Source organism: Streptomyces sp. NPDC003284, from assembly GCF_053589675.1.
In genome coordinates this window covers 119,278-131,497 of record NZ_JBSFSI010000011.1, presented here as the reverse complement: position 1 = coordinate 131,497, position 12,220 = coordinate 119,278, and the positions used below count along the sequence as shown (strand labels likewise).

Below are 12,220 nucleotides of genomic sequence, written 5' to 3'. Positions count from 1 at the left end.
ACCTCCGGTGCGGGGCGGTCCCTCCGCTCCACACCGTGAGGATTGGACGTATGAGCCGATTTGTGTGCCGGTCGTGCGCCGTCCGGCGCAACCGTGTCACCCGCCGGTGTCACCCGGCTTGCCCTCGTCCGCCTTCCGGGGTGCCGGGCGGGACCACGGCCACCTCGGTCCGGTGCCGCGCCGGCCCTCCGGGTCGAAGGTGTACTTCCAGCCCCGCGGCAGCCCGAGCCGTCTGCTGTGCCCGCGCGGCTCCCGCCGGTAGACGAGCACGGTGGGCGGGCCGCCGGCCGGGTCCGGGACCGGGATGCGGTACGTCTTCGGGGGGTTCCCGGTGGGCCCCACCAGCACGGGCAGCACCCGGCCGTCCATGGGCCCGCCCTCGAAGGGGGTGTCTTCGCTCTTCACGGCACCAGTGTCAGTCATCCGCCGCGGACAGGCGCCGGACCAGCTCGGCGGTCTGGGGGTCGCGGGCCGCGGTCACCGTCAGCGCGGCCGCGAACTGCTCGACCAGCCAGTCCCGCAGCTCCCCGACGGGCGGCTGCTTGTCCTCGTCGAGCCAGATGAGCGAGGCGGCCTCCACGGCGGTGATCCACATTCGTACGGTCATGCGCAGCCGCGGTCCGGGGGCGTCGACCCGGAGGTGGCTGAGGATGTGCTCGGCGGCGGCCCGGCGCACCCCGTCCACGATGGCGGTGGTCCGGGAGGTCTCCACCACGCTGCCGCCCTGGAGCAGCGCGCTGAACCCGGTGTCGTGCTGGTCGACGAAGGCCAGGTAGCGGTCCAGGGCGCGGGCCAGGCGGGGCAGCAGCGGGCCGGTGCGCGGTTCGTCGAAGCAGTGCCGCAGCTCCTCGGCGGCGGAGCGCAGCGCGGCCTCGTACAGCTGCTGCTTGCCGCCGGGGAAGTACCGGTACACCAGCGGCCGCGACACCCCGGCGGCCTCCGCCACGTCGTCCAGCGAGACCTCCTCGGGCGCCCGGTGCGCGAAGAGGGACAGGGCCGCTTCGAGCAGTTGGGCGCGCCGTTCCTCGACGCTGAGGCGGCGGTAGGCGGGGGTCGGGGCGGCGGGGCTCATGACCAGCAGCGTAATCGGTGGCGGCCTGTCCCGTACGTCCCGATCGGGCCGCCGACGCGCCCGCCGCGGCGCGTCGCCGCGGCCGGTCACGCCAGCAGGCCCGAGGACCGCCACAGCTGCCGCCCGACGCCCCGCAGCACCCCGATGTCGTCGAGGAAGTCGGTCAGCCGCCCGGCGCCCGTCCGCATGATCTCGCGCCGGTGCCCGCTGGCCTTCACCTGGGCCATGGCCTCGCGCTTGTCCAGGCCCACGTTCGGATAGACCTCGGGGTTGACGAAGGCGAGCGAGAAGACCCGGGCGAACTCGCCGGAGGTGACCCGGGTGAACTCCCTGGACCACTTCGGCGCGGTCACCATCTGGCGGCGCAGCTCCTCACGGGCGTAGCGCACGTGCCGGGCCTCCTCGACGACGTGGATACGGGTGACCCCGCGCACCAGCGGCTGTATCCGCTCGTCCGGGAAGGTCAGGCGCTGCATCCAGTCGAGCACCTCCTCGCCGAGCAGGGTGGCGGTGAAGGAGCCGGGGGTGGTGGAGATGGTCTTGAAGAGCCGGCCGAGGTGCTGGTGGACCGGGCTCACCGGGTACCAGGGGGTGCCGCCGCGGGTGATCATGCGGGCGAACATCTTCGAGTGCCGGCACTCGTCCTCGATCTCGGTCAGGGCGTAGCGCACGTGCGCGCTGGTGGCCGCCTTGTCGTAGACGTGCCGCACGAGCAGCTGCATCAGGATCAGCTCGAACCAGATGCCGAGGGAGGCGAGCGCGGCGGCCTCGTGCCGGGAGAGCAGGATCCGCTGCTCCTCGCTCATCCGCTTCCACAGCGGGGTGCCGTACAGCGAGACCAGCTCCGGCGGCCAGAACCACTTGCCCTCCTCGAAGGGCGCCTCCCAGTCCAGCTCCTTGTCCGGGTCGAAGGAGTGCCTGGCGGAAGAGGCGAGCAGCCGCTCGGCCACCTGCTCCCGGTCCTTGAGCAGGCCGAGCGCGTCGCGCAGTCCGGCGAGCGCCTCGGCTTCCGTCACGGTCGTCATGGCTGTCCACCTCGTCGTACGGGAATGCGGCCGGACCGTCCGGCTACTCGGCAGTCAGTTCTTCGCCTCTTATGAGACTGCCTGTCAGCAAGCCCGTCAATCCCTCGCGCACGACGTGTCGGTCCGGTGCCTACGACTGCGGCGCCGCCGGTGTCCGCAGCACCGCCTCCATCACCGCCTTCGCGATCGGCGCAGCCGTACCGCCGCCGCTGATGTCACCGCGCCGCGCCGAGGCGTCCTCCACCACCACGGCCACCGCCACCCGCGGATCCAGGTCCTCCGCGCCCTGCGCCCAGGAGACGAACCAGGCGTACGGCGTGCCCGCGTTGCCCACCCCGTGCTGCGCGGTGCCCGTCTTGCCGCCCACCACGGCGCCCGGGATCGCCGCGTTGCGGCCGGTGCCGTCGCTCACCACGTCGCACATCAGCTCCCGCAGCCGCTCCGCCGTCGTCGCCCGCATCACCTGCCGCACCGGCCGCGACCCGGCCGCCGACACCGTGGCCCCGCCGCTGCGCGTGGTCCGCTCCACGAGATACGGCACCCGCACCTGGCCGCCGTTCGCGACCGCCGCCGCCACCATCGCCATCTGCAACGGCGTGGCCCGCGTGTTGTACTGCCCGATGGACGACAGCGCGAGCTGCGCCCGGTCGGCGGGCGCGTCGAAGGTGCTCGGCGCCACCGCGAAGGGCACCTTCAGATCCGGGTCGTCGAAACCGAAGCCCCGCGCCGCCTCCCGCATCGCCTGCGCGCCGACGTCCACGCCGAGCTTGGCGAACACCGTGTTGCACGACCAGGCGAAGGCGAAGCGCAGCGAGGCGTCCTCGCAGTCGTCGGCCTCGTTGACCAGCCGCGTCGTGCTGCCCGGCAGCCGGTAGGGGTCCGGCGAGTCGGTCGGCGCGTCCAGGTCCGTCACGACCCCCGAGTCCAGCGCCGCCGCCGCGGTCACCACCTTGAACGTCGAGCCCGGCGGATACGTCTGCCGCACCGCCCGGTTGAGCATCGGCTGCTCCGGATCGTCGTTCAGCCGCGCCCAGGCGGCCTCGGCCGCGGGCCCGTTCCCGGACAGCTCCGCCGGGTCGTACGACGGGGTCGACACCAGCGCCAGGATCCGTCCCGTGGCCGGTTCCACCGCCGCCACCGCCCCCTTGCGCGCCCCCAGCCCGTCGAAGGCCGCCCGCTGCGCCGCCGCGTTCAGCGTCGTCACCACGTCGCCGCCCGCGGGCTGCCCGCGCGTGAAGTCGTTCCACAGCCGGAACCCCGCCAGCATCGGATCGGTCCCCGCCAGCACCCGGTCCTCGGAGCGCTCCAGGTACGTGGTGCCGTACAGCTGCGAGGCGAAGCCGGTGACCGGGGCGTACAACGGGCCGTCGGCGTACGTGCGTTCGTAGCGGAGCTGCTCACCGGTGTCCCGGGAGCCGGTCACCGCCCGCCCCCCGACCAGGATGTCGCCGCGCGGCTGCTGGTAACGGGCGATCGCCGGGCGGCGGTTGGCCGGGTTGCCGCCGTAGGACCGCCCCTGGAGCACCTGGAGCCACGCCGTGTTCACCAGCAGCGCCGCCAGCAGGACCAGGCAGAAGACGGCGGCGTGCCGGATGTGCCGGGTCACCGGGAGACCCCCCGCCCGGACCGGTCGCGGACCACGGCGAGTCCGCCGCCCCCGAGCCCGCCCCGCGCAGGACGGGCGGACGCGGGCCGCCGGCTGGGGCGGGGGCGGGGTGTGGTGGTGGTCCCAGGGCCGGTCCGTGGGCGGGACGCGGTGGCGGTCCGTGGAGCTGTCCGGGCGTGGTGCGCGGTGGTGGCTTCTGGGTCGTCTGGCGTGTGGTCCACGGAGGCGGCCTGCCGACCGGTCCGGGTGCGGTTCGTGGTGGCGGACCCAGGGTCTGTGCGGGCGTGGGTCGTGGCGGTGGTCCCCGGGTCGGGCCGGGTGCGGCTGACGGCGGCGGGTTCCCGGTCGCCCGGTGCGTGGTCCATGGGGGTGGCCCGCCGGTCTGTCCGGGCGTGGTTCGTGGTGGCCCGCGGGCTTGTGCGGGGGCGGCTCGTGGCGGCTCGCGGCGGGGTCGGGCGGGTGCCGGTCATGGGGCCACCGTCCCGTCGTACTGGCGCCGGGCCACATGGCTGACGCGGATCAGGAGGGCCACGATCGCCCAGTTGGTGACCACCGAGGAGCCGCCCTGGGCCAGGAAGGGCATCGCCATGCCGGTCAGCGGGATCAGGCCGGTCACCCCGCCCGCGATCACGAACACCTGGAGCGCCACGATCGAGGCGAGCCCCACCGCCAGCAGCCGCCCGAACGGGTCGCGCAGGGCGAGGCCGGCCCGGTAGCCGCGCTCGACGAGCAGGGCGTACAGCAGGAAGACCGCGGACAGCCCGGCCAGGCCCAGTTCCTCCCCGGCGGTGGCCAGGATGAAGTCCGACTTCACCGCGAAGCCGACCAGGATCGAGTGGCCGAGCCCGAGACCGGTGCCGAGCACCCCGCCCGCCGCGAACGAGAACAGCGACTGGGCGACCTGGCCGGGGCCCTGCCCCGCCTCGATCGTCGCGAACGGATGCAGCCACTCCGCCACCCGGCTGTGCACATGCGGCTCCAGCCAGCCGACGGCGAACGCCCCGGCCGTGGCGAGCAGCAGCCCGAGCGCGATCCAGCCGGTGCGGCCGGTGGCGATGTACAGCATCACCACGAACAGTCCGAAGAACAGCAGCGAGGTCCCCAGGTCCCGCTCCAGCACCAGCACCCCGACGCTCAGCAGCCAGATCGCGACCACCGGCCCCAGCACCCGCCCGGTGGGCAGTTGCACCCGCCACACCCGGCGGCCGGTGTAGGCCAGCGCGCTGCGGTTGGCGGCGAGGTACGCGGCGAAGAACACCGCGAGCAGCACCTTGGCGAACTCGCCCGGCTGGAAGGAGAACCCGCCGAAACGGATCCAGATGCGGGCGCCGTTCACCGCCGGGAAGAGGATGGGCAGCGTGAGCAGCGCGAGCGCGGCCACCACGCAGACGTACGCGTACCGCTGGAGCCAGCGGTGGTCGCGCAGCACGAACACGACCAGGGTGAACAGCGCCACGCCCAGCGTGGACCACACCAGTTGCACCGGCGCCGCCCGCTCGCCCGGCGTCTCCAGGTCCAGCCGGTAGATCAGCACCAGGCCGAGCCCGTTCAGCAGTACGCCGATGGGCAGCAGCAGCGGGTCGGCGTACGGCGCCCGCAGCCGCACCGCGCCGTGCGCGAGCAGCGCGAGCACGCCGAGCCCGGCGCCGTAACCGGCGGCGCCGGGCGGGACCGTGCCGTGCTTGGCCAGGCCGACGGCGCAGTAGCCGTACACGGACAGCAGGACGGCGAGGACGATGAGGGCGAGTTCGACGCCGCGCCGCCGGGGCAGGCGCGGCGCGCCCGGCGCTGAGGGGTCCGCCGCCGCGGTGGCTCCCGTGGCTCCGGCGGCTCCCGTGGTTCCGGTGGTCCCGGTCATTCCGGCCTCGGTCATGCCGGGAATCTACCGAAAAGATGCATATCGGACGTCGTGCGGGTCAGCACCAGCGTGGCGCGGGCCCGATGTTGTCGATGTAGCGGGCCGAGCCCCAGGCCCAGGTGCCGTCTGCGAGGAGGTACCACAGGTGGTTGCCGTCCACGTTCGCGCCGTTCGTCTTGCAGTAGATCCAGACCGTCTCGCCCTGGCGGGCCACCCGGAGCACCTGGCTGCCCCGGTCCGGCCGCGAGCGCAGCGCGAGCCCGCCCCGGGCGGTGACCCGGCCCCGGTAGAAGCGGGTGGCGCTGTCCGGCGTGCCGCTCTGCGCGGGGGCGGTGGCGGTGGGCGAGGCGGTGGACGCGGGGAGGGCGGCGGAGGAGGGGGAGGTGGTGGAGGTGGGCGAGGCGGCCGGTGCGGGGGTGGTGGCGGCTCCGGCGGCGGGGGCGGGGGTGCCCGCCGGGACGGCCCGGCCGTCCTCGTCGGCGACGGCGGGCGCGACGGCGGCGGCCAGCAGGACACCGGCGGCGGCCGTCACGGCGAGCCGGGCGAGCGCGGTGCGGGGGGAGCGCGGTGCGCGGGGGGAGTGCGGGGAGCGCGGGGAGTGCGAGGACACGGACGACCTCCAGTGGGGCGGCGAAGTCCAGGAAAGTGGACTTGTCTGACATGCCGCCACATTAGGAGCGCATCGGCCGGGGCCGTCCCGCCACGCTGCGGAGGCGGGCAGGACGTCACCTGAAATGCCGTCAGGCGGGGTCGCCCGGTGCTCCCGTCCCCGCTTCCGGCCCGTCGGCCGCCGCCGGGGCCCCGGGGACCTCCGGCGGGCTCTGCGGCAGCGTCAGGATCGCCACCGCCCCGCCGTCCGCCGCGTTGGCGAACCCCAGCCGGGCGCCCAGCACCTCCGCCTGGCCGCGCGCGATGGTCAGGCCGAGCCCGTGCCCCGTCGCGCCGCCCTCGGTGCGGAACCGCTGCGGCCCGTGCTCCAGCAGATACGCGGGGAAGCCGTCACCGTGGTCGCGCACCGTGACCACCGGACCGTCCACGGTCAGCACCACCGGCGGCCGGCCGTGCCGGTGCGCGTTGGCCACCAGATTGCCGAGCACCCGTTCCAGCCGCCGCCGGTCCGTCTCCACGTACACGTCCCGTACGACCCTGACCCGCGTGCCGTCCCCGGCCGCCGCGTCCGCCGCGCGCACCGCCCGCCGCGCCACCGTGCTCAGGTGCTCGGCGTCCAGGGCGGCCCGCTCCCGCCCGGTGTCGAGGCGGGAGATCTCCAGCAGGTCCTCGGTGAGCGTGCGCAGCGCCGCCACCCGGTCGCGCACCAGCTCCGTGGGGCGGCCCGGCGGCAGCAGCTCGGCCGCCGCGTGCAGTCCGGTCAGCGGGGTGCGCAGCTCGTGCGCCACGTCCGCGGTGAAGCGCTGCTCGGCCAGCAGCTTGCCCTGGAGCGATGCGGCCATCGAGTCCAGCGCGGCGGCGACCGCGGCCACCTCGTCCTGCGGGCGCGAGCGGTCGCGGGTCAGCGGGTCGTTCACCCGCGCGTCCAGGTCGCCGGTGCTGATCCGGCGGGCCACCAGCGCCGTCGCGTGCAGCCGCCGGGTCACCCGGGTCACGGCGAACGCGCCCACCAGCAGCGTCGCCCCGATGGCCAGTCCGGACGACCACAGGATGGCGTTGTCCAGACCGGCGATGGTGTGCGCCTGCTGCGAGTAGTCGACCTCGACGGCCAGCACCCGCCCGTGGTCGGCGGGTCCGGCCGCCCACATCGTGGGCCGCCCGTGGTGCCGCCCGACCACCGTGCCGCGCTGCCCGCTCGCGGCCAGCCGCCGCAGCGACGGCGGCAGCCCGGCCGGGTCGACGCCGGTGCCGGGCAGCGGCGTGTCCCCGGACTCGAACGCGCTCGTGGCGTCCTTCAGCCGGGACAGCGCCAGCTCGCGGGCCTGGCCGACGGTCTGGTCGGTCACCGACACATGCACGAGGATGCCGAGCAGCGCGGCGAGCGCGCAGCACATCACCGTGATGAAGGCCGCGGCCTTCGCGCCCAGCGACCCGGCCCACCGGGGCAGCGCCACCCTCATCGGCCGCTCTCGCCCGGCAGCGCGGACGGGGTGAGGCCGGGGGCCGGAGCCGGGGTCTCGCTGGGGGCGGGCCGGGGCACGGGCGACGGCGGGGCGGTGGGCGCCGGGGTGCGCGCACGCGTCGGCTTGTGCGGCCCGGTGCGCAGGAACTCGTCCCGGGTGAACACCATCGCCCGCTGGTCCGCGTCCCAGGACCAGCTGGTGCGGTACTCGTACCCGGCGATCCCCGCGGGCGAGCGGATGATCACGGCGCGCCCGGCCAGTTCGACGCCGATCACCGCGTCGTCGTTGGCGAACACCTGGACGAGCCGGTGCCCCTCGAAGGTGTAGACGCGCACGGCCGTCTGGTTGGTGGGATACAGGCGGAAGCCCAGCGTCAGATCGTCGCGTCCGTCACCGGTCAGGTCGCGGTAGTACGGCCGCAGCACCGGGCAGTCGCCGTGGCCGGGCCCCGCCCCGCACCCGGCCAGCCGGGCGCCGGTGTCCCGGTACGGGGCCTTGGCGCCCTGGTAGTCGCCCGGATGCGCGGCGATCTCGGCGCGCACGACGGCCACCGGGTCGACCTGGCGGATGTCGTCGCCGGGGGCGGTGATCCCCTTGACCGTCTCGATCTGCACCTCGTCGTAGGGCCAGGCGGGGCTGGCGGCCGGGCGCAGCGAGGGCCAGAGCCGGGCCGGGCTGACGGCGGTCTCGGTGCTGCCCGCGGCCCGCAGTCCGCCCGCGTCGCCGCAGCCCGCCGCCGTGGCCAGCAGCAGGGCGACGACGGCGGTGACGCGGGCGGGGCGCTTGCGGAACACTGTTCTCCGGAGGGGGACGGGGGTCGGGGCCGCACCGGGGACGGCGGGCCCGGTCGGGGCGGTCGGGGACGGGACCCGTGCCTCCGGGTCTCGTCCACCATATTCGTATTATTCGTACGGACGTCCTTTTTGCGGGTCGGGCGGCCCCTCGGCCTGCTCGGCTCGGCTCCGCGGGGCGGGCGGCTACTCGGCCGGTTCCCCCAGCTCCTCCAGCAGCCGGACCGTGGCCAGCCCCGCCCGCAGATAGTCGGCGAACAGCTCGTTGTGCAGCGCCCAGGGCGAGCGGCGGGCGCGGATCAGCCCGATCGCCTCGTCGGCCCCGCTGCCCCGGAGCATCAGCGCGTGCCCGACGACCAGGCCCGAGCGGTTGTACCCGGACCAGCAGCGCACCAGGACCCGCCGGCCGTCGTCCAGCGCGGCGCAGGCGGCCTGCGCGAGCCGCATCACCCCGGCCAGCTGGGTGGCGTCCAGCGGTCCGTCCGGGATCGGCCACACCTGGTGGGCGACCCCGGTCGCCGGACCGTGGCCGGGCAGCCTGAGCAGCGTCTGCACCAGGTCGAACTCGTCGCGCACGACGACCGGGGCCGAGCGCCCGGAACCGTCCCGCACCTCGTGTCCGCCCATCCACAGGCCGGGCACGATCTCGTTCCACGGGCTCTCCGGAGCCGGCACCAAGGGCCGTGTTCCACCGGTCGGCAACGGCGCACCTCCCCAACTCCCCGCCCACGGCTCCTCAAAGGTAGCCGCGTTCTTGCCCCGGGAGCACCCCGCCTGTTCCCATGGTCGTAGGGGTGATGGTGGATGAGCGCATCACGTCGGGAGCCCGGGCAGCCCGGACAGACCAGTCAGCCCAGTCAGCCCGGACAGCCCGGACGGCACGGCGGGAGTGGCCCGGGGCGCCTGCGGGTCGTACCGGGCGGCCGTCACGAGCCGGACCGGCTCTACGTCTGCGCGGGCGACGGCCGTACCGCCGCCTGGTACGACCGGGACGCGGCCCGGGTGCACCTGCTGGCCGAGGACGCCCGGGAGGACGTGCTGGAGGCGCTCGGCCCCTTCCTCGCCGGTCCGGTCGCGGTGGGTCCGCCGCCCGTCCCCACCCGCGCCGACCTGGCCCGGCTGAGCCTGCACCCCGACGACGACCTGGCGCCCAACCGCCCCGGCGAGGCCCTGCTCGTCGCCCTCGAACGGGACCCGGCCCCCGCCCACCGCCTGCGCGCCGACCCGCGCCGCCGGGCGCTCGCGGCGGAGCGCGCGGCGGGCGAGGCGCTGGACCGGCTGGAGGGCGCCGGCTGGCGCGTCCTGCACTCCCTGCCGCTGCCCGGCGGCGACCGCATCCACCATCTGGCGATCGGCCCCGGCGGGCTGTTCGCCGTGCACAGCGTGTACGCCCGCAAGCAGCGCGTCCGGGTGGCCGACCCGGTGGTCGCGCTGGGCCGCCACGAGCCGCAGCCCCTGATCCGGCGCGTCCGCGCCGCCGCCGACCGGGCCTCCTTCGCCCTCACCGCCGAGGTGCACCCGCTGCTGGCCCTGGCCGCCCCCGCCGACCTCAGGGTCACCGCCCCGCCGCGCGGGGTCCGCGTGCTGCGGGACGCGGACCTGGAGAGCCTGGCGCGCCTGGGCGGCGTACTCAAACCGGCGGACGTGGAGGCCCTGCACGCGATGGCCCGCGACCGCGCCACGTGGACCCGGGTCTGACCCTGGCCTGAACGGCGCCGCCCGCGGCTAGGGCAGCGCGTGCGCCCGCGCCGGATCAAGGAGCGGGGCCAGCAGGTCCCCGTGGTCGCGTACCCGGTCCGCGATGTCCCCGGCCTCGAAGCGGAGCTGCCGCGGCGCCCGGCACCCGGCGATCTCCTCCCAGGTCACCGGGGCGGAGACGGTGGGGTGCGCCCGCGCGCGCAGGGTGTAGGGCGCGGCGGTCGTCTTGCGCGCCGCGTTCTGGCTCCAGTCGACGAAGACCTTGCCCGGCCGCAGCTTGCGCGTCATGCGGTGCAGCACCAGCCCCGGCATCGCCCGCTCCGCCTCCACGGCCAGCTCCTTGGCGTACGCGGAGGTCCGCTCGCCGGAGGCGCCGCGCACCGCGGCCAGCAGGTGCAGCCCCTTGGACCCGGAGGTCTTCGCGTACGCCTCGATCCCGTCCGCGGCCAGCCGCTCGCGCAGCCAGAGCGCCACCTCGCCGCAGTCGGCCACGGTCGCGGGCGGCCCCGGATCGAGGTCGAACACGATCCGGTCCGCCTCCTTTGGTGCCCCGGCCCGCCACTGCGGGGCGTGGAACTCCGTCACCAGGTTGGCGGCCCACATCAGGCTCGGCAGATCCTGCACGAGCACCATCCGGGCCGGTCCCGCCGAGCGCGGCACCTCGGCCGTCGTCACCCACACGGGTGTACCGGGCGGCACGTTCTTGGTGAAGAAGACCTGGCCGTCGGGGCCGTCCGGATACCGCAGGAAGGACACCGGCCGGTCGCGCAGATGGGGGAGCAGCACCTCGGCGACGGTCGCGTAGTAGTGCAGCACCTCGCCCTTGGTGAAACCGGTCGCGGGATACAGCACCTTGTCCAGATTGCTGAGCGCGAGCCGTCGGCCCGCCACGTCCGTGATCGGCGCCATACGATAAGAAAAGCATGTACTTCAGGTGAAAACGAACACATCCGGCCCGGAAGGTGCTGCACGTGCGATCCATCTGGAACGGCGCCATCTCGTTCGGCCTGGTCAGCATCCCGATCAAGCTGGTGAACGCCACCGAGAACCACACCATCTCCTTCCGCCAGATCCACACGGAGGACGGCGGCCGGATCCGCTACCGCAAGGTGTGCGAACTGGAGGACCGCGAGGTCTCCCAGGGGGAGATCGGCAAGGGGTACGAGGACGCGGACGGCAGCATCATCCCGATCACCGACGAGGACCTGGCCCATCTGCCGCTGCCGACCGCGCGGACGATCGACATCGTGGCGTTCGTCCCGGCCGACCGGATCGATCCGCTCCGGCTGGAGCACTCCTACTACCTGGCGGCGAGCGGCGCCCCGGCCGCCAAGCCGTACACGCTGCTGCGTGAGGCGCTCAAGCGCAGCAAGCGGGTGGCCGTCGCGAAGTTCGCGCTGCGCGGGCGCGAGCGGCTGGGCATGCTGCGGGTGGTGGACGACGTCATCGTGATGCACGGCCTGCTCTGGCCGGACGAGATCCGCGCCCCGCAGGGCGTGGCCCCGGAGACCGACGTCACGGTCCGGGACAAGGAACTGGACCTCGCGGACGCGCTGATGGACACCCTCGGCGAGGTCGACCTGGAGGACCTGCACGACGAGTACCGCGAGGCGCTGGAGGAGGTCATCGCGGCGAAGGCGGCCGGCGAGGCCCCGCCCGAGACCCCCGGACCGGCCCCCGGCGGCAAGGTGCTCGACCTGATGGCCGCGCTGGAGAACAGCGTGCGGGCGGCCAAGAGGTCCCGGGGCGAGGCGGCGGGGGAGGACACGGGGGAGGAGGCCGCGGACGGGGGCGGCCGGGAGACGGAGGCCGAGGTCAGACACCTCCCTCGGCGCAAGAGCACCCGCGGCGCCCCGAAGAAGGCGGCGGCCGGGAAGGAGTCCGGGTCGCGCGCCGCGAAGTCCGCGTCCCCGGCGAAGAAGACGGCTTCGGGCGGGAGGAAGACGGCCGCCGGGTCCGCGTCCGGCACCAAGGCGGGGCAGTCGAAGAAGACGGCCTCTTCCGCCGGGACGGCCGCGAAGAAGACCCCGGCGAAGAAGACGGCGGCCCGCAAGCGCACGGCCTAGCGCACCGCCGTCTCCCGCCGCTTCCCGCTCGC

The 12,220-nt window shown here is 75.0% G+C and carries 12 protein-coding genes; 2 read left to right on the top strand and 10 right to left on the bottom strand.

Annotated features, from left to right (window positions below; all coding sequences use genetic code 11):
• Nucleotides 1-96 precede the first annotated feature (96 nt).
• The 9 genes from ACWDYF_RS23165 to ACWDYF_RS23125 all read right to left on the bottom strand — a co-directional run bounded on the left by ACWDYF_RS23165 (nucleotide 97) and on the right by ACWDYF_RS23125 (nucleotide 9,099).
• Nucleotides 97-405: a hypothetical protein gene (locus ACWDYF_RS23165; RefSeq protein WP_381742565.1), complete on the bottom strand. Its 309-nt coding sequence runs from the start codon at nucleotides 403-405 to the stop codon at nucleotides 97-99.
• Nucleotides 406-415: 10 nt separating this feature from the next.
• Nucleotides 416-1,072 (bottom strand): TetR/AcrR family transcriptional regulator, encoded by a 657-nt coding sequence (locus tag ACWDYF_RS23160; RefSeq protein WP_381742567.1) that lies wholly within the window; start codon nucleotides 1,070-1,072, stop codon nucleotides 416-418.
• Nucleotides 1,073-1,158: 86 nt separating this feature from the next.
• Nucleotides 1,159-2,097, bottom strand: coding sequence for an AurF N-oxygenase family protein (locus ACWDYF_RS23155; RefSeq protein WP_389466434.1), 939 nt, complete (start codon nucleotides 2,095-2,097; stop codon nucleotides 1,159-1,161).
• A gap of 130 nt (nucleotides 2,098-2,227) precedes the next feature.
• Nucleotides 2,228-3,703, bottom strand: a complete 1,476-nt coding sequence (locus ACWDYF_RS23150; protein WP_381742570.1) for a penicillin-binding transpeptidase domain-containing protein — start codon at nucleotides 3,701-3,703, stop codon at nucleotides 2,228-2,230.
• A gap of 466 nt (nucleotides 3,704-4,169) precedes the next feature.
• The gene (locus ACWDYF_RS23145) at nucleotides 4,170-5,576 is read right to left on the bottom strand and encodes an FtsW/RodA/SpoVE family cell cycle protein (protein WP_389466441.1); all 1,407 of its coding nucleotides are present in this window, start codon (nucleotides 5,574-5,576) and stop codon (nucleotides 4,170-4,172) included.
• A gap of 43 nt (nucleotides 5,577-5,619) precedes the next feature.
• Nucleotides 5,620-6,171, bottom strand: a complete 552-nt coding sequence (locus tag ACWDYF_RS23140; protein ID WP_389466446.1) for an SH3 domain-containing protein — start codon at nucleotides 6,169-6,171, stop codon at nucleotides 5,620-5,622.
• A 130-nt stretch (nucleotides 6,172-6,301) separates the two neighbouring features.
• Nucleotides 6,302-7,630: an ATP-binding protein gene (locus ACWDYF_RS23135; RefSeq protein WP_389466450.1), complete on the bottom strand. Its 1,329-nt coding sequence runs from the start codon at nucleotides 7,628-7,630 to the stop codon at nucleotides 6,302-6,304.
• Nucleotides 7,627-8,427: a hypothetical protein gene (locus tag ACWDYF_RS23130; RefSeq protein WP_389466453.1), complete on the bottom strand. Its 801-nt coding sequence runs from the start codon at nucleotides 8,425-8,427 to the stop codon at nucleotides 7,627-7,629. Before ACWDYF_RS23130 ends, ACWDYF_RS23135 begins: the two co-directional genes overlap by 4 nt.
• 183 nt (nucleotides 8,428-8,610) lie before the next feature.
• Nucleotides 8,611-9,099 carry a protein-tyrosine phosphatase family protein gene (locus tag ACWDYF_RS23125; protein WP_018571426.1) on the bottom strand — a complete coding sequence of 163 codons (489 nt, stop codon included), beginning with the start codon at nucleotides 9,097-9,099 and terminating at the stop codon, nucleotides 8,611-8,613.
• A 228-nt stretch (nucleotides 9,100-9,327) separates the two neighbouring features.
• Between ACWDYF_RS23125 and ACWDYF_RS23120 the strand changes: the two genes are divergently transcribed.
• On the top strand, nucleotides 9,328-10,122 hold the full coding sequence (locus tag ACWDYF_RS23120; RefSeq protein ID WP_389466620.1) for a nuclease-related domain-containing protein: 795 nt from the start codon (nucleotides 9,328-9,330) through the stop codon (nucleotides 10,120-10,122).
• 27 nt (nucleotides 10,123-10,149) lie between these two features.
• Here ACWDYF_RS23120 and ligD read toward each other — a convergent pair whose 3' ends face one another.
• On the bottom strand, nucleotides 10,150-11,031 hold the full coding sequence (gene ligD / locus ACWDYF_RS23115) for a non-homologous end-joining DNA ligase (RefSeq protein WP_389466456.1): 882 nt from the start codon (nucleotides 11,029-11,031) through the stop codon (nucleotides 10,150-10,152).
• Nucleotides 11,032-11,093: 62 nt separating this feature from the next.
• Here ligD and ku point away from each other — a divergent pair, with 62 nt between their 5' ends.
• On the top strand, nucleotides 11,094-12,188 hold the full coding sequence (ku, locus tag ACWDYF_RS23110) for a non-homologous end joining protein Ku (RefSeq protein WP_389466458.1): 1,095 nt from the start codon (nucleotides 11,094-11,096) through the stop codon (nucleotides 12,186-12,188).
• Nucleotides 12,189-12,220: the final 32 nt, after the last annotated feature.